General features: G+C 60.2%; 16 protein-coding genes and 1 tRNA gene. 5 read left to right on the forward strand and 12 right to left on the reverse strand.

All coding sequences use genetic code 11. The features are described from left to right. Nucleotides 1–64: 64 nt before the first annotated feature. From AEAC466_RS26600 to AEAC466_RS26610, 3 genes are read left to right on the forward strand one after another with little or no spacing between them, the layout of a single operon-like run. A complete protein-coding gene (locus tag AEAC466_RS26600; RefSeq protein ID WP_023456786.1) occupies nucleotides 65–886 on the forward strand; it encodes a prolipoprotein diacylglyceryl transferase family protein in 822 nt (273 codons plus the stop codon). After that, nucleotides 873–2,273, forward strand: a complete 1,401-nt coding sequence (locus AEAC466_RS26605) for a radical SAM protein (protein ID WP_023456787.1) — start codon at nucleotides 873–875, stop codon at nucleotides 2,271–2,273. Before AEAC466_RS26600 ends, AEAC466_RS26605 begins: the two co-directional genes overlap by 14 nt. Next, on the forward strand, nucleotides 2,270–2,572 hold the full coding sequence (locus AEAC466_RS26610) for a hypothetical protein (protein ID WP_023456788.1): 303 nt from the start codon (nucleotides 2,270–2,272) through the stop codon (nucleotides 2,570–2,572). Before AEAC466_RS26605 ends, AEAC466_RS26610 begins: the two co-directional genes overlap by 4 nt. Before the next feature lie 13 nt (nucleotides 2,573–2,585). On the opposite strand, the gene AEAC466_RS26615 is transcribed toward AEAC466_RS26610, so the two are convergent. The 3 genes from AEAC466_RS26615 to AEAC466_RS26625 form a co-directional block, all read right to left on the reverse strand. Further along, nucleotides 2,586–2,936: a cupin domain-containing protein gene (locus AEAC466_RS26615; RefSeq protein WP_023456789.1), complete on the reverse strand. Its 351-nt coding sequence runs from the start codon at nucleotides 2,934–2,936 to the stop codon at nucleotides 2,586–2,588. A 59-nt stretch (nucleotides 2,937–2,995) separates the two neighbouring features. Further along, on the reverse strand, nucleotides 2,996–3,517 hold the full coding sequence (gene infC / locus AEAC466_RS26620; protein ID WP_031238200.1) for a translation initiation factor IF-3: 522 nt from the start codon (nucleotides 3,515–3,517) through the stop codon (nucleotides 2,996–2,998). 131 nt (nucleotides 3,518–3,648) lie between these two features. Continuing rightward, complete coding sequence (locus AEAC466_RS26625) at nucleotides 3,649–4,833, reverse strand: glycosyltransferase family 4 protein (RefSeq protein ID WP_023456791.1); 1,185 nt, start codon at nucleotides 4,831–4,833, stop codon at nucleotides 3,649–3,651. A gap of 41 nt (nucleotides 4,834–4,874) precedes the next feature. Here AEAC466_RS26625 and AEAC466_RS26630 point away from each other — a divergent pair, with 41 nt between their 5' ends. Further along, nucleotides 4,875–5,636 carry an alpha/beta hydrolase family protein gene (locus tag AEAC466_RS26630; RefSeq protein WP_235074128.1) on the forward strand — a complete coding sequence of 254 codons (762 nt, stop codon included), beginning with the start codon at nucleotides 4,875–4,877 and terminating at the stop codon, nucleotides 5,634–5,636. 7 nt (nucleotides 5,637–5,643) lie between these two features. Here AEAC466_RS26630 and AEAC466_RS26635 read toward each other — a convergent pair whose 3' ends face one another. From AEAC466_RS26635 to AEAC466_RS26650, 4 genes are read right to left on the reverse strand one after another with little or no spacing between them, the layout of a single operon-like run. Beyond that, the gene (locus tag AEAC466_RS26635; protein ID WP_023456793.1) at nucleotides 5,644–7,221 is read right to left on the reverse strand and encodes a GMC oxidoreductase; all 1,578 of its coding nucleotides are present in this window, start codon (nucleotides 7,219–7,221) and stop codon (nucleotides 5,644–5,646) included. Nucleotides 7,222–7,235: 14 nt separating this feature from the next. Further along, nucleotides 7,236–8,033 carry an SDR family NAD(P)-dependent oxidoreductase gene (locus AEAC466_RS26640; RefSeq protein ID WP_031238202.1) on the reverse strand — a complete coding sequence of 266 codons (798 nt, stop codon included), beginning with the start codon at nucleotides 8,031–8,033 and terminating at the stop codon, nucleotides 7,236–7,238. Nucleotides 8,034–8,061: 28 nt separating this feature from the next. Continuing rightward, a complete protein-coding gene (locus AEAC466_RS26645; RefSeq protein ID WP_023456795.1) occupies nucleotides 8,062–8,922 on the reverse strand; it encodes a hypothetical protein in 861 nt (286 codons plus the stop codon). Between the two features lie 24 nt (nucleotides 8,923–8,946). After that, on the reverse strand, nucleotides 8,947–9,210 hold the full coding sequence (locus AEAC466_RS26650; RefSeq protein ID WP_031238203.1) for a hypothetical protein: 264 nt from the start codon (nucleotides 9,208–9,210) through the stop codon (nucleotides 8,947–8,949). 174 nt (nucleotides 9,211–9,384) lie between these two features. Between AEAC466_RS26650 and clpB the strand changes: the two genes are divergently transcribed. Further along, complete coding sequence (clpB, locus tag AEAC466_RS26655) at nucleotides 9,385–11,967, forward strand: ATP-dependent chaperone ClpB (protein ID WP_023456797.1); 2,583 nt, start codon at nucleotides 9,385–9,387, stop codon at nucleotides 11,965–11,967. A gap of 184 nt (nucleotides 11,968–12,151) precedes the next feature. On the opposite strand, the gene AEAC466_RS26660 is transcribed toward clpB, so the two are convergent. From AEAC466_RS26660 to argB, 5 genes are all read right to left on the reverse strand, one after another. Continuing rightward, a tRNA-Glu gene (locus AEAC466_RS26660) sits at nucleotides 12,152–12,226 on the reverse strand. Nucleotides 12,227–12,294: 68 nt separating this feature from the next. Beyond that, entirely contained in the window at nucleotides 12,295–12,795 is a 501-nt protein-coding gene (locus AEAC466_RS26665) for a DinB family protein (RefSeq protein WP_023456798.1), read from the reverse strand. Between the two features lies 1 nt (nucleotide 12,796). After that, entirely contained in the window at nucleotides 12,797–13,645 is an 849-nt protein-coding gene (gene dapD / locus AEAC466_RS26670; RefSeq protein ID WP_031238204.1) for a 2,3,4,5-tetrahydropyridine-2,6-dicarboxylate N-succinyltransferase, read from the reverse strand. A 76-nt stretch (nucleotides 13,646–13,721) separates the two neighbouring features. Then, nucleotides 13,722–14,384: a pyrimidine 5'-nucleotidase gene (locus tag AEAC466_RS26675; RefSeq protein WP_023456800.1), complete on the reverse strand. Its 663-nt coding sequence runs from the start codon at nucleotides 14,382–14,384 to the stop codon at nucleotides 13,722–13,724. 62 nt (nucleotides 14,385–14,446) lie between these two features. Further along, nucleotides 14,447–15,382, reverse strand: a complete 936-nt coding sequence (argB, locus tag AEAC466_RS26680) for an acetylglutamate kinase (protein ID WP_023456801.1) — start codon at nucleotides 15,380–15,382, stop codon at nucleotides 14,447–14,449. Nucleotides 15,383–15,408 lie beyond the last annotated feature (26 nt).

The following is a 15,408-nucleotide window of genomic DNA, read 5'->3' on the forward strand; positions in this document are numbered from 1 at the left end:
AGTCGCCAGGTACCGTACCGAAGGGCTTGCTGATGTGCGGAAAATACCGGCATGTGTCCAGACCATGCATTTTCCCGTCGTGTTTGATCTGTTCGGTATGGCCCTGCCGGCGCATCTCGTTTTCGAGACCTTGGCCTATGCGGTGGGCTTTCGCCTCTATCTCTGGCTGAGGCGCGCCCAAGCCGACACCATTGGCGACAAGACACGTATCACCGTTTTGCTGGGGGCTGTGGTCGGTGCGGCGCTCGGATCAAAGCTACTGGGTTTTGCGGAACATCCCGACCTATGGCGGCAGGGCCTGCATGATCCGCTCTATTTTTTCGCCGCAAAGACCATTTTGGGGGGACTGCTGGGCGGGCTGATCGGCGTTGAAATGGTTAAGGCGGCCACAGGCATAAGGCGGTCCACCGGCGACATCTACGTCTTTCCTCTTCTGATCGCCATTTTTATCGGCCGCATCGGTTGCCTTCTGACTGGCGTCAGCGATGGCACATGGGGGGACGCTACCCACCTGGTCCTAGGCTTCGACGCCGGTGATGGAGTTATCCGTCACCCGACACCGGGGTACGAAATGCTGTTCCTGGCTGGGCTGGGGCTGGCTTTGTTTATAGTGCGCCAACGCGTGAAGCTCCGCGAGGGCGATCTGTTCAAGATTTTTATCGTGGCCTACTGTGCCTGGCGTTTCCTGATAGAATTTATCAAGCCCGTTACAACCTATAGCTTGGCAAGCGGGTTGAACATTGTTCAAAATGTCGCTACGGAAGACGCCTTATGGGCCGTGCCGGGGCTGTCCATGCTTCAGGTCAGCGCCTTGGCTGCATTGGGTTACTACGCCGTCTATTTTGTCCGGCGAGTCTTGGGGGAGGTTCGAAATGGCCACGCGTGACTACATCTTTTTCGAGCTGACGAACTCCATCTGTTCAACCTGTTATCGAAAGCTGGAAGCCAAGATTATTTTCCAGAATGATCGCGTCTATATGCTTAAGACCTGCCCGGATCACGGTAAGGAAAAGGTGCTGATTTCCACCGATATCGCCTATTACAAAAAGACTCGCGACTTTAACAAGCCGGGGGATATGCCGCGCAAGTTCGGTATGAAGGTCGAACGCGGCTGCCCCTATGATTGCGGTTTGTGCAGCGACCACGAACAGCATTCCTGCGTGTCGATCATCGAACTGACTGACCGCTGCAACTTGACGTGTCCGACCTGCTACGCTGCGTCGAGCCCCAGTCACGGCCGCCACCGCACCCTGGCCGAAATCGAGACAATGCTCGACATCGTTGTCGCCAGCGAAGGTGAACCCGACGTGGTGCAACTGTCAGGGGGCGAACCGACCCTGCATCCTGACTTCTTCACCGTCATGGACATGGCCAAGGCGCGCCCGATCCGCCATCTTATGATCAATACCAACGGAATCCGGATCGCCAAGGATCGCGGCTTCGTTGAGCGTCTGAGCACCTACATGCCCGGCATCGAAATCTATCTACAGTTCGATTCATTCGATGCCGAAGCCCTGATCTCGCTGCGCGGTGAAGATCTGCGCGCGAGCCGCCAGCAAGCCATAGAGCATCTCAATGCGTTCAATATCTCGACGACCCTTGTCGTCACCTTGCAAAAAGGTCTGAACGACCACGAAATTGGCGACATATTGCGCTTTGCTCGCAATCAGGCGTGCGTGCGCGGCGTCACCTTCCAGCCGACACAGGCAGCCGGACGAACCGAACATTTTAACCCGGCCACTGATCGCATCACCCTGTCCGAAGTGCGCCAGGCGATCCTCGACCAGAGCGACATCTTTGTGCCGGAAGATCTGGTGCCCGTGCCGTGCCATCCAGATGCGATCATGATGGGGTACGCGCTGAAGCTGGGCGACGACATCGTGCCTTTGACCCGCTATTTCAGCCCGGAAGAATTACTGGGCACATCGCGCAATACGGTCAATTTCGAAACCATGCCGGAGGTCCAGGCCAAGCTGATCAAGCTATTCTCGACCGGTAATTCGCCGGCCGACTGCACCGATACCATCGCCGATATCATGTGCTGCCTGCCGCAGGTTGAAACGGAAACGGCGTTTGGAGCGCTGACCTATTCCAATCTGTTCCGCGTCATTGTCATGAAGTTTTACGATGCGCACGATTTCGATGTGCGTGGTGTCAAAAAAGCCTGTGTCCATATTGTCCATAAGGACGGACGCATTATTCCCTTTGATACGATGAACCTGTTTTACCGCGATCCTGCAGTCGAACAGCGTCTGATGGAGGCTGTGCGATGAAAATGACTCCGTTGAAAATCGTGGTCATCGCTAACGCGGTGATATGGGGACTAACCTTGATCGTTGACTGCCTGCCAATTCATAACGGTGCCGCAAAAGGCGGGGCACTGATGTGGCCGTTCATCCTATCCATGATCGACTTAGTTCTCGGATTTATCTGTTTAATAATCATGGGTTTAACGAAAAATTCGTTTGGGCGCGCCCTTGCCGATAGCTTCATGCAGGGCTTTATGATCTCGTTTGCAATCATGCTGCTGGTAGCGGTCCCAACCTGCTTTTGGGCAATCGGCGTAAGGTAATATGCGCCGCGCGTTAAGGCAGGATGATCACAAAGGTCTTCAGAACCGGTTCGATAACCTGCCACTGGCCCTGATAGCCTGAGCGGAAGACGATGTGGTCGCCGGGGATGAGTGTTACCGGTGGCTGGCCGTCTTCGGTGACGATCGCCAGGCCTTCCAAAAGGGTGCAATATTCCCATTCGTCGTAGCTGACCCGCCATGTGCCGGGTGTTGCCGCCCAGTATCCGGCATAGGTTCTTTCATCGGGCGATGTTTCCAGCAGCCAGGTAGTAAACTGCGGGTCACCGTCTATGACGCGTTCCGGCGCGGGACGGTCCTGTTCCGGCGTTACGTCAGCACGGTCGAATTTGAGAAACTGGGACATGGTGCGCCTTAACAAAAAAGCCCCGCTTGCGCAGGGCTTTATCGGGATGGATCGGACGTCTATTTCGGCGCCAGGATCATGATCATCTGCTTGCCTTCCATCTTCGGTTCGTATTCGACCTTGGTGGTGGGCTCGAAGTCCGCCTTGACCTTCTGGAGCAGCTTCATGCCGAGCTCCGGGTGGGCCATTTCGCGGCCACGGAAGCGCAGCGTTACCTTGACCTTGTCGCCTTCTTCGAAGAAGCGCGTCATTGCCTTGGCCTTCACCTCATAATCGTGGATATCGATATTCGGGCGAAGTTTGATTTCCTTGATTTCGACGACCTTCTGCTTCTTGCGCGCTTCGGCCTTCTTCTTCTGCTCCTGGAAACGGTACTTGCCGTAATCAAGGATCTTGCAGACGGGGGGATCGGCGGTGGGAGAGACCTCGACGAGATCCAGACCAGCTTCTTCAGCGGCTTCCAGGGCGGCGGAGGTCGGCATGATGCCTTGCTTTTCGCCGGTGGCGTCGATCAACAGAACACGGGGAACCTTGATCTCATTGTTGATGCGGGGGCCGTCTTTGGGGGGCGGTGCTTGAATCGGGCGACGAATAGGTCGTTCTCCTTGAGTCTGTAAATGGTGCGCGGGATTATGCCGAAACAGGGGTTAACTATCAACCCCCATAGCCTCAATAGGTTAAATTTTCAGGAATTTAGCCCTGTGCAGAGGCATTAAAGGCGATATGTCCGCGTGTTCAAGATAAGAAGCGCCCTGTAAACGTCAAGTGTGCGTTCGCACATTAGCGGCAGGCTGTACTGATCACGGACATGGGCGCGCGCCCGCCGGCCCATTTCGAACCGGTCAGCCTCCGGCATCTGGATGGCCGCTTTCATCGCGTCGGCCCAGGCCTGGGCATCGCCGGGCGTGACCAGCCAGCCCGTTTCGCCGGGCATGACCGTCTCCACGGTGGCGCCATGGGCAGCGGCCAGGGGGGGGCGCTGCATCGCTTGGGGCTCCACGGCGGTGCGGCCGAAGGCTTCCGGGTCGAGCGAGGGGGCGAGGGCGAAATGGCAGGCTGTGTAGGCTGATGGCATGTCCGAGACATGTCCGACCAGCCTTATCTGTTCGCTCAGGCCATAGCTGGCAATGCGGTCGCGCAGGCCTTGCGTGTATTCGCCGCGTCCCTGATCGTCACCGGCCATGACTACGGCGAATGTGTCGATATCCTGCAATCGCAACAGATTGGCGGCCTCGATGATCAGTTCCTGGCCTTTCCAGCGCGTCAGCCGTCCGGCCAGCAGAAAGCGGATGCGGCCATCGCCGGCGGTCAGGCCCCAGTCTTCTTCGAGCGCCATGATCTTGCGCACGTCGAAGCCTTCCGGGTCGAAACGTTTCATGTCGATGCCGCGCGGAATGCTGATCACCCGTTCCGGCGGCACCTTGGGGTAAGTGGTCAGGATGTGGGTGCGGGTATAGTCCGAATTGGCTATGGTCATGTCGGCGCGCGTCATCAGGCTGTTATACCAGCGCTTGATCGCCGACTTGGCGTTGTAGATGCCGTGATAGGTCGCGACCGATCGTACGCCTGAGGCCTTTGCCGCCCGGATGGCGGCCAGCGCGGGGGCGCGTGACCGCACATGGACGATATCGATGCCTTCGGCGCGGATCAGGCGGCGCAGGGCATGGTAGTTCTTGAGCTGGACAAGCGGATGCTTGCTGTGCACCGGCATGTGGACCACGGTGGCGCCCTGGCGTGTCAGCTGCGATTCCAGCCGCCCGCCCTTGGTGGCGACGATGGAGCGCCCGCCCGCGGCAATGATCGCCGCACTGACATCGACCACGGTCTGTTCGACGCCCCCGGTGTCAAGTTCGGGAACGACCTGCAGGACGCAGCCGGTGAAGGAGGGGTTCGTCATGGTGCCTTGTGCGCGGGCGAAGGGATGGCTATGCAATGACCATGGAAAACATGCCAAATCAAGAGCCCGCCGCCTTTCTGGATGCTTCGGACCGCATCGCCTACCGTCATGTGACGGGCGAGGGGCCGACCATTTTGTGGCTGGGTGGCTTCCTGTCGGATATGAATGGCAGCAAGATTACCCGTCTGACGGCCGAAGCGAAGACGTGCGGCTGGGATTTTCTCTGTTTCGACTATTTCGCCCATGGGGAAACCGGAGGCGATTTCAGCGAAGCCAGGGTCGGCCGCTGGTTCGATAATGTGCTGGCCGTCACCGATCGACTGACCCAGGGGCGCCTGGTCTGCGTCGGGTCATCCATGGGCGGCCACATGCTGTCGCTGCTCATCAAGGCGCGCCCGGACCGCGTCGCGGCCGCCGGTTTCCTGGCCCCCGCCGCCGATTTCGCGACGGCGTTGATGCTGGCTTCCCTGTCGCCGGAGGATCGTCGACAGCTTGAGGTCTCAGGTGTCTACATGATGCCGGGCTATGATCGTCCGGTGCCCTTGTCGCAGGCCTTTTTCGATGAGGCGGCGGCGCATGAGGTGCTAAACACTGCCCTTGCGTTCGCCGGCCCGGCGCGCATCCTGCACGGCATGGGCGACGACGTCGTGCCATGGCAGCACGGATTGCGGCTGCTCAACACGTTGACGACGCCTGACGCCCACATGCATCTGATCAAGGATGGCGATCATAGGCTATCGCGGCCTCAGGACCTGGACCTGCTGGTCGAGATGGTGGCGGTTCTGCGCGCCCGGGTCGCCTGACAGGATTCTAGCGCATGCGTTCCGCCAGATGCTGACCGACCCGTAAGGCGTTGGCGACGATGGTCAGTGTCGGGTTGACCGCTGAGCTGGACACGAAGAAGGACGAATCCACCACGTAGAGGTTATCCAGGTCATGCGCCTTGCAATTGATGTCGAGCACGCTGCGTGACGGGTCCTTGCCGAACCGGATCGTGCCGCATTGATGGGCGGTGCCGTAGAGCGGCAACAGGCTGTCGATGCGGAAATTGGGTTCAAAAAGCGTGTGCTGACGCAGGCTGAAGGTGCGCAGGGCGTGTTCCAGCTTTCGGGTCAGGCGCGTATGCGCTTCCAGATTGTTCGGCGTGTAGGTCAGCTTGATCTGGCCACTGTCGGTCAGTGTCACGCGGTTTTCCTCACGCGGCAGGTCTTCGCTCATGGTCAAGAAGGCGACCATGTGACGCGCCAGGTCGTTGCTCAGGACGTCGGGCACGAGCCCGGGTGGGATGATGTCGGAAATCTGACCTTCCAGGGTCTGGCCCGACATGTATTCCAGAAGCTGAATCTGACCCATCGGATACGGGTAATCGGGCTCGCCGAAATAGAAGTCGTTGACGGCGAAGGTCTTGGGGAAGCTCGAATCGAACCGGTCGGGCAGAATGCAGATCACCGCCGAGGTTGTGTGGAACATGTAGTTGCGCCCCACCAGTCCGGAACTGTTGGCCAGGCCGTCCTGATGCGAGGCAGAATGCGATTGCAACAGGATGGCTGCGCTGTTGGCGGCGCCGGCCGCCAGAGCGTATAGATCGGCGCGGAAGGTCTGCACCGTGCCCTGGGCCGTCTCGGTCACGACCCCGGTTACGCTTGAACCGGTCGATTCGATACGCAGCACCTTGTGACCGGGCAGGATGGTGACATTGGGCAGGTCGCGGATGGGATCGAGCACAATGGAGCGAGCGTCGGATTTCGCCTTCAACATGCAGGGATAGCCGCCACAGGTGTTACAACGCACGCATTTCGAGGTGAGGGGCTTGGCGTCGTCGCGCTTGACGCCAAGCGGCAGCGACGACGGGTGCCAGCCCTGGGCCTGAAAATGGCTTTTCAACCGAGCGACGCCTGGATCATCGATCAGCGGCGGAAAGGGATAGGGCGGATCGTCGGGCTGGTCGTTCGGATCGGTGCCGCGCTGACCGTGAACCTGCCACAGGGCCTCGGCCTGGGTATACCATGGCGCATAGTCGTCATAATCGAGCGGCCAGGCGGGCGACAAGCCGTCGCTGTGTTCCACCGCTTCGAAATCGCGCCGCTTCATGCGCATCAAGGCGGCACCATAGAATGTGGTGTTGCCGCCGACCCAGTAATTGGTGTTGGGCGTGAACGGACGATTGTCCTTGTCCACCCATTGTTCCTTGGTGCGATAGCGGTGATCGATAAAAACCGCCTTGGGGTCCCAGTTTTGCGGCTCGACGGGGAGTTCTTCGCCGCGTTCGATGATCAGGATGGACTTGCCCGTATTGGCCAGGGCGTAGGCAAGGGTGCCGCCGCCCGCGCCGGAGCCTATGATAATCAGGTCGTAATGGGTGGTTTCGGCGGTGGGCGCATCGCTCATCTTAAACTCGTCTTCTATAGTTGATATTTTTTGGCGCCCCAGCGGATCAGCGGCGTCACCAGACCGTCCGGCAGGCAGGTCATCAGGACGACCGCCAGCTTGTTTATCAGGCCAGTTACGGTGACTTCGCGACCGGCTTCGTTGGCGTGGATGGCGGCTTCGACCACCGCTTCGGCCGACTGGACGAAGCGCGACGGGGATGTACCGACAGCAGCGGCCATGCCGTTGGCGGTCTGGAATTCGGACTCGGTCGATCCGGGACACAGGGCGGTGACGTTTACGCCCTTTTCGGCAACTTCCGCCGCCAGAGATCGCGAGAATTTCAGCATATAGGCCTTGGCGGCCGGGTAGAGGGTATGCCCCGCCGCACCGGGTGAAAAGGCGACCATGGACGACACATTGATGATGCGGCCGAACCCGCGGGCCAGCATGGGATCCAGAAATTCACGCGCCAGATAGGTGGGTGTCATGACGCAGACCTCGACAAAATCCATCTGCTGCTGCGTGGTCGTGCTGGCGAAGGTGTGGGCCAGGGAATAGCCGGCATTATTGATCAGCCCATCCGGGGATAGATTTATCTCCCTTATACGCGCGACCAGGGCCTTTACCTGCGCGCGGTCGCTCAGATCGGCATCGAGACAGGTAACGGTTATGCCATGCTTCGCCGTCAACTCCGCCGCCAGGTCCTGCAAGCGGTTGAGGCGGCGGGCGACGAGGATCAGATTGCAGCCGCGTTGGGCGTAGGCGCGGGCGAATTGCGCACCGATACCGGAGGAGGCGCCGGTAATCAGAAAGGTCCTGGTGTCGGCCATGGCGCGCTCCATTGAGTCGCCGCTGAGGCTAGTCCTTTTTGTCCGTTTGTATAGCCGTGAAAATGGCGGTCAGGCCTTCCCGATAGGTGGGATAGCGCGGCCGCCAGCCGAGTTCGGCCTTGGCGCGGGCATTCGATACGCGTTTGTTGTCAGAATAGAAGCGCTGCATCGTCGGGCTAAAGGCGGCAGGTTCCCAGGCGACGCGCGGCGGCAGAGGCAGGCCGGTCAGGGTGGCGGCATATTCCAGCACCGTATCGGCCGGGGCGGGTTCGTCGTCGCACAGATTATATACCGCACCGGGACGGGGATGGTTGAGGCTGGCCATCAGGGCGGCGGCGCAGTCGTCGTGATGCAGGCGGGAGAAAACATGGCAGGGCTTATGGATACGGCGCGCCGTTCCGTCACGCAGGCGGTCGATTACGTTGCGGCCGTGTCCATATAGGCCCGGCAGGCGAAAGACCTGCGCCCCGATGCTCAACCATTGGGTTTCTGCCAGAATGCGCCGGCGGCCTTCGACGGCGGTGGCTTCGAGCGGCGAGTCTTCGAAGACCCAGCCGCCATCGCGATTGCCGTAGACGCCGGTGGTGGACAGGTAGCCGATCCATTTTCCTGATAAGTCATTTGCAGGCAGACCGTTTGCGCCGAGCTGGGCAAAGGCGGGGCACCCGTCGTCGCCGGGAGGCGGTGTAATCAGTATCCCGGAAGCGGCCGCCACGGCCCGTGCCATTTCAGTGCGGTCTTCGACAGACACGGCGTCGATGCCCATCCGGTCCAGGGCTTCACGGCGATGGGGTGAGCGGATGGTGGCGACAACGGTATGGCCCGCGGCGCGGGCGGCATCAGCAAAGGCCGCGCCGATAAAGCCGTAGCCGAAGATCAGCAGGCTCACTGGACTGGGCTCACTAGACTGGGCTCACTGGTCGGCGCTGCTGTCGGCCAGGCTGGCCGCTGCTGCGCTGGCATTGGCGGCTTCCTGCGCGTCGCGCGCCTTGTCTTCAGCCTGCTTTTTCAAGCGTGCATCGCGCTCCCGGACCATGCGGAAATAGTCGGGCTTCTCGATGGCGTGCCCGAACGGCGCCGGCGAGCGCTGGCCTTGGCCTTGCGGCCAGACGAAGCTCAGCGCAATCATGAGGATCGCGATCAGGGCGGCGGCGGGATAGAAGATCTTGGCGTTCATGACCGCGTTTATAGGCATTTTGGTGCCGATGCGCCAGCCCCTTTAGGGCGCCGAAATATTGCCATAAAGCCCCCTTGTGTAGCCCAAATGCCACACCATATCGTGACTATCGCATCGTTGCTTGTGACGAGGACGGAGCGAAATCCAATCCGCCGAAACGGGGAACGAATAGACATGAATATCGAAAAATATTCCGAAAAAACTCAAAAGCTTATCCAAAGCGCGCAAGGTATAGCCCAGGCGCGCAACCATCAATATTTCACGCCGCTCCATGTGCTAAAGGCCTTGACCGAGGACAAGGAGTCGCTTGGCCCGCAGTTGATTAGCCTGGCCGGCGGCAATGCCGCCACGTTCAGCGCCGCCGTCGATACCGCCCTGGGTAAATTACCGGCCGTGACCGGGGGCGCTCAGCTCTATATGCACAACGATACCGCCAAGCTGTTCCGCGACGCGGAGGCCGACGCCAATAAGGCGGGCGATTCCTTCGTGACCGCCGATCGCCTGCTTGTCGCCGCCGTGGACAATACGGAAGGTGCCGCCGTGCTCAAGGCTGCGGGCATGTCGCTCGGCAAGCTGAAGGACGCACAGGCAGCCTTCCGAAAGGGCAAGCCGGCTGACAGCGCCTCCGCCGAAAGCGGCTTCGACGCTCTGAAAAAATATGCCCGCGACCTGACCCAGGCCGCGCTCGATGGCAAGATCGATCCGGTCATCGGCCGTGACGAGGAAATCCGCCGCACGATCCAGGTCCTGGCCCGCCGGACCAAGAACAATCCTGTGCTGATCGGTGAACCCGGCGTCGGCAAGACCGCCATCGTCGAAGGCTTGGCTCAGCGCATCATCAATGGCGACGTGCCGGAATCGCTCAAGGACAAGAAGCTCCTGTCGCTCGATATGGGCGCGCTGATTGCGGGCGCCAAATATCGCGGTGAGTTCGAGGAGCGCCTAAAGGCGGTGCTTAACGAAGTGACCCAAGCCGAAGGCCAGATCGTGCTGTTCATCGATGAGATGCACACCCTGGTCGGCGCGGGCAAGTCTGACGGCGCCATGGATGCCTCCAACCTGCTCAAACCCGCCCTGGCACGGGGGGAATTGCACTGCGTCGGCGCCACCACGCTCGATGAATTTCGCAAGCATGTTGAAAAGGACCCGGCCCTGGCCCGGCGCTTCCAGCCGGTGTTCGTCAGCGAACCCACGGTCGAGGATACGATTTCCATCCTGCGCGGCCTGAAGGAAAAGTACGAAATCCACCACGGCGTACGCATTTCCGACAGCGCCATCGTTTCGGCGGCCACCCTGTCGAACCGCTACATCGCCGACCGTTTCTTGCCGGACAAGGCCATCGACCTCATCGACGAAGCGGCGTCCCGCGTTCGTATGGCGGTCGATTCCAAGCCCGAGGAACTGGACGAACTGGACCGCCGCATCGTGCAGCTCAAGATCGAGCGCGAAGCCCTGCAAAAGGAAACCGACGCCGGATCGCGGACGCGTCTGGAGCGCCTGTCCGAGGAGCTTGAAGACCTGGAAGGCAAGTCGATGGCCTTGACCAGCCGCTGGAAGGCGGAAAAGGACAAGGTCGGTTCGGCCGCCCGGTCGCGTGAAGCCCTGGACCGTGCGCGCATCGACCTGGCCAATGCCCAGCGTGCCGGCGACCTGCAAAAGGCCTCCGAGATCATGTACGGCATCATCCCGGCTCTGGAAAAGGCGTTGCAACGGGCCGAAACCGCTCAGCCTGACGCGGCCTCACCCCTGACGCCGGAAGTGGTCGATTCGGCCCAGATTGCTCAGGTGGTATCGCGCTGGACCGGCATTCCGGTCGACAAGATGCTGGAAGGCGAACGCGACAAGCTTTTGCGCATGGAAGATGTGCTGAGGTCCCGCGTGGTCGGTCAGGACGAAGCCCTGACCGCCGTTGCGGACGCTGTGCGCCGCGCACGCGCGGGGTTGAAGGACCCGAACCGTCCCATCGGTTCGTTCCTGTTCTTAGGCCCGACGGGGGTCGGCAAGACGGAGCTCAACAAGGCGCTGGCTGAATTCCTGTTCGACGATGAAACGGCGATCACGCGTCTCGACATGTCGGAATACATGGAAAAGCACTCGGTCTCTCGCATCATCGGTGCGCCTCCGGGCTATGTCGGTTACGATGAAGGCGGTGCGTTGACGGAAGCCGTGCGCCGGCGTCCCTATCAGGTCGTCCTGTTCGACGAAGTCGAAAAGGCGCATCCGGATGTCTTCAATATCCTGCTCCAGGTTCTTGATGACGGGCGCCTGACGGACGGGCAGGGGCGTGTGGTCGATTTCCGCAACACCCTGATCGTCATGACATCCAATCTGGGCTCGGATGTTCTCGTCAATATCGATGACAACACATCGGTAGATACCGTGCGGCCGCTGGTCATGGATGTGGTGCGCCGGCATTTCCGTCCGGAATTCCTCAACCGGATCGACGAGATGATCCTGTTCCACCGCCTCGACCGGGCGCACATGCACGATATTGTCCGCATCCAGCTCAAGGGCCTGGAAAAGCTGATGAAGGATCGCGACATGACCCTTTCGATCGACGACGCGGCGCTGACCTATCTGGCGGACAAGGGTTACGATCCTGCCTATGGGGCGCGGCCGTTAAAGCGAGTGATCCAGAAGCTGTTGGTTGACGAAATCGCCCGCAAGATCCTCAGCGGGTCGGTGACGGACGGTGACGTCATCCACGTCGGTTTCGACGGCGAAAACCTGACTGTCGGCAAGCCGACTGTAAACTAAAGGCCGATAATGCGGCGTCATGACTTTTGACTCATGACGCTTAGCTAAGACATGACGTCCTCTCCTGGTTTCAGGGGAGGACGTTTTAAATTGTTGACCGGGTGCGCCGAAACATAGCGACCCCAAGCCGGGCAGGTCTTGCGCAGCTATTCGTTTTAATATGATTTTGGGGGGATATTCTGATTGGCAGTCCCTAGGGGAGTCGAACCCCTCTTTTCAGGTTGAAAACCTGACGTCCTAACCGATAGACGAAGGGACCGCGATCAGAAGAAGCGCGCTTTTGACCGATCGCGACGATCCGGTCAAGTCCTTGCGTGTAATTTTTTCTCAATTAGCTCTATCGAGCGCGTCGATCTTGCCGGCCAGCCATTGCAATCCGGCCAGATGCTGCTGGTCGTGGCTGCACAGAAAATGCATCAGGCTGCGCACGGTGACGCGTCCATAGTCCTCGAACTCGGCGATGCGGCTCAACTGATCGCTCGACAGGTTGGCCAGCAGAATCAGGGTGTCTTCCCGGGCGCGGCGGAACTGGGCCAGCACATTCGGTCCATGGCAATCGGCATAGGCGCGCTCGATGCGCAGACGGTCGCCGTCGATGCCGGGCAGAAAGGGATGGTCTTCCTTCAGCGTCCGCACAAACCGCACATGGTAGCCGTCGATTTCGATGTCGCGCACGTGACAGAGTTGTTCGAGGGCGGACAGGTGCTCGCTGGGGCAGCCGTCCCAGGCGGGCGGCGACCACAGCCGGTAGGCGTCGGGAATGGCGCCATAGTGCGCCTCCAGCTGCGCCGGAAAGGCCGCCAGGGCGTCAAGTGTCGCCTTGTCCATCCTAGTCCCGGAGCAAGTCGTTGATGCCGGTCTTGGCGCGGGTCTGGGCGTCGACGCGCTTGACGATGACGGCGCAATAGAGGGACGGGCCGCCCTTCGGGTCAGGCAGCGAGCCTGGCACGACGACGGAATAGCTTGGCACGCGGCCGCGGAAGATTTCGCCGGTGGCGCGGTCGATGATCTTGGTCGAGGCCGACAGGTAGACGCCCATGGCGAGCACCGACCCTTGTTCGACGATGACGCCTTCGGCGACTTCCGAGCGGGCGCCGATGAAGCAGTCGTCTTCGATGATGGTCGGGTTGGCCTGGAGCGGTTCCAGCACGCCGCCGATGCCGACGCCGCCCGACAGGTGGACGTTCTTGCCGATCTGGGCGCAGGAGCCCACCGTCGACCAGCCGTCAACCATGGTGCCTTCATCGACATAGGCGCCGATATTGACGAAAGATGGCATGAGCACGACGTTCTTGGCGATATAGGCACCGGCGCGGACAATGGCGCCCGGTACGGCGCGGAAGCCGGCCGCATTGAAATGATCCGCCGTCCAGCCGGCCATCTTGTTCGGCACCTTGTCCCAGTAAGGGCCCAGGGGTGCTTGTTCGAACAGGCCGCTCGAAATGTGCATGAGCGAATTGCCGTTGAGGCGGAATGACAGGAGCACGGCCTTTTTCAGCCATTCGTGGGTTATCCACACGCCATCCTTTTTTTCCGCGACGCGGAAACGGCCGTTATCAAGCAGGGACAGGGCGCCTGCGACCGCGTGGCGGTAAGGGCCGTTATAGGCGGGATTGAGCGTATCGCGCGCCTCCCAGGCGGCTTCGATATCATCCTTGAAGGCGGCCAGATCGGACATGTGCGTGCTCATTCGTCAGTGTTGCAAAGATGGCATCGGCTTAAGGCGGCACGGTCCGCGGATCAAGTCAGAAATGCTAAATCCGGTCGAGAAACGCCTTGAGCGATGTGTCGCGGAAGTCGACATGCGCATCGGCATTGTCGATGGCCTTCGGCCCGACCAGAATGGTCTTCATGCCCAGTTCGTGCGCCGGTTTGAGGTTTTTTGGACTGTCCTCGAAAAAGGCGGCGGTTGCCGGCGTGACCGAATGGTTGGCCATCATGCGCTCGAACGTTGCCATGTTCGGCTTGGGTATCAGGTCGGCGTGCCCCAGGTGAAAGACGCCATCGAACAGGTCGCGCATGTCCAGCCGGTCGAGAATGCGGAAGGCGTGACGTTCATCGCCGTTGGTGAAGACCAGCTTACGGCCGGGCAGGGCGGTAATGCGGGCATTGAGGTCCAGGTCGGCATACAGAGTGTCCAGCGACACGTCATGCACTTCGTTGAGGAAGGCATAGGGATCGATATCGTGATTGGCCATCAGGCCCGCCAGCGTCGTGCCGTGCTCGCTGAGATAGGATTTCTGCAATTCGTAGGCGTCGGGGTGGCTGAGCCCGGTTTGGCGGGCGACGAAGGCCGTCATCTTACCTTCTATCAACGCCATGACCTCCGCCTCATGTGGATACAGGGTCTGGTCCAGATCGAAGATCCAGGTGTCGATATGGGCAAGCTCTGGATGGGCAAGGTCAGGCAGGTTCATAGGCATTCCTAATCTGGCGACTTCCCGCCGCGCAAGTTCGCGCGTAGGCCTTGCGGCGACGTTTAGTCCGCCGTTATGAGGGTCCCGGCGCCGTGTTCGGTAAATAGTTCGACCAGCATGGCGTGCGGGCGGCGGCCATCGAGAATGACCACGGCTTCGACCCCGGCCTCGACCGCCATTATGGCCGTTTCCAGCTTCGGGATCATGCCGCCGATGGCGACGCCTGAGTCGATCAGGCCCTTCGCTTCGGAGATCGTCATCTGGCGGATGAGGTTCTTGTTTTCGTCGAGCACGCCGGAAATATCGGTCAGCAGCAGCATGCGCTTGGCCGACAGCTTGCCCGCCACAGCGCCGGCAACCGTATCGGCGTTGATATTGTAGGTATGGCCTTCTTCCGACACGCCGATCGGGGCGATGACGGGCACGTAGTCATGGTTGGGATCGTCGATCAGGGTGCGCAGCAGTTTGTCATCGACCATCTTGGGTTCGCCGACGAACCCCAGATCGACAACCTGTTCGATCATCGAATCCGGGTCCCTCTTGGTTCGGGTCGCCTTTTCGACTGTGATCAGTCCGGCATCCTTGCCGGACAGACCGACGCCACGCACATCGGCTTCGCGTCCGGCCTGGGTGATCCAGTTGGCGATCTCCTTGTTGACCGCGCCCGACAGCACCATTTCCGCGATTTCCATCGTCGCTTCGTCGGTGACGCGCAGGCCATCAACGAAGGTCGATTTGACACCGGCACGACCCAGCATGCTCGAGATTTGGGGACCGCCGCCATGGACCACGACCGGGTGGATGCCGAGCAGTTTGAGCAGGACGATATCCGACGCGAAGATTTTCGCCGTTTCCGCCTCACCCATGGCGTGGCCGCCATACTTGATCGTCACGATCTCACGATCGTAGATCTGGATATAGGGTAAGGCTTCGGCCAGGGTCTTGGCGTTGGCCCAGCCCTTTTCTTCGAGGGAGTCGATTTCGGTCTGAATAATCATGCGGGCGCCATAGCGGATAAGTGTGG

Origin of the sequence: Asticcacaulis sp. AC466, assembly GCF_000495815.1 — a bacterium.
Taxonomy (GTDB): Bacteria; Pseudomonadota; Alphaproteobacteria; order Caulobacterales; family Caulobacteraceae; genus Asticcacaulis.

Excerpts from the sequence above, each read along its gene's own strand:
- AEAC466_RS26600 (WP_023456786.1), top strand. The coding sequence starts at position 65 with ATGCATTTTCCCGTCGTGTTTGATCTGTTCGGTATGGCCCTGCCGGCG.
- clpB (WP_023456797.1), top strand. The coding sequence starts at position 9,385 with ATGAATATCGAAAAATATTCCGAAAAAACTCAAAAGCTTATCCAAAGC.
- AEAC466_RS26635 (WP_023456793.1), bottom strand. The coding sequence starts at position 7,221 with ATGAGCGATGCGCCCACCGCCGAAACCACCCATTACGACCTGATTATC.
- argB (WP_023456801.1), bottom strand. The coding sequence starts at position 15,382 with ATGATTATTCAGACCGAAATCGACTCCCTCGAAGAAAAGGGCTGGGCC.
- AEAC466_RS26615 (WP_023456789.1), bottom strand. The coding sequence starts at position 2,936 with ATGTCCCAGTTTCTCAAATTCGACCGTGCTGACGTAACGCCGGAACAG.
- AEAC466_RS26650 (WP_031238203.1), bottom strand. The coding sequence starts at position 9,210 with ATGAACGCCAAGATCTTCTATCCCGCCGCCGCCCTGATCGCGATCCTC.
- AEAC466_RS26665 (WP_023456798.1), bottom strand. The coding sequence starts at position 12,795 with ATGGACAAGGCGACACTTGACGCCCTGGCGGCCTTTCCGGCGCAGCTG.
- AEAC466_RS26605 (WP_023456787.1), top strand. The coding sequence starts at position 873 with ATGGCCACGCGTGACTACATCTTTTTCGAGCTGACGAACTCCATCTGT.
- AEAC466_RS26610 (WP_023456788.1), top strand. The coding sequence starts at position 2,270 with ATGAAAATGACTCCGTTGAAAATCGTGGTCATCGCTAACGCGGTGATA.
- AEAC466_RS26640 (WP_031238202.1), bottom strand. The coding sequence starts at position 8,033 with ATGGCCGACACCAGGACCTTTCTGATTACCGGCGCCTCCTCCGGTATC.
- AEAC466_RS26625 (WP_023456791.1), bottom strand. The coding sequence starts at position 4,833 with ATGACGAACCCCTCCTTCACCGGCTGCGTCCTGCAGGTCGTTCCCGAA.
- AEAC466_RS26630 (WP_235074128.1), top strand. The coding sequence starts at position 4,875 with ATGGAAAACATGCCAAATCAAGAGCCCGCCGCCTTTCTGGATGCTTCG.
- dapD (WP_031238204.1), bottom strand. The coding sequence starts at position 13,645 with ATGTCCGATCTGGCCGCCTTCAAGGATGATATCGAAGCCGCCTGGGAG.
- AEAC466_RS26675 (WP_023456800.1), bottom strand. The coding sequence starts at position 14,384 with ATGAACCTGCCTGACCTTGCCCATCCAGAGCTTGCCCATATCGACACC.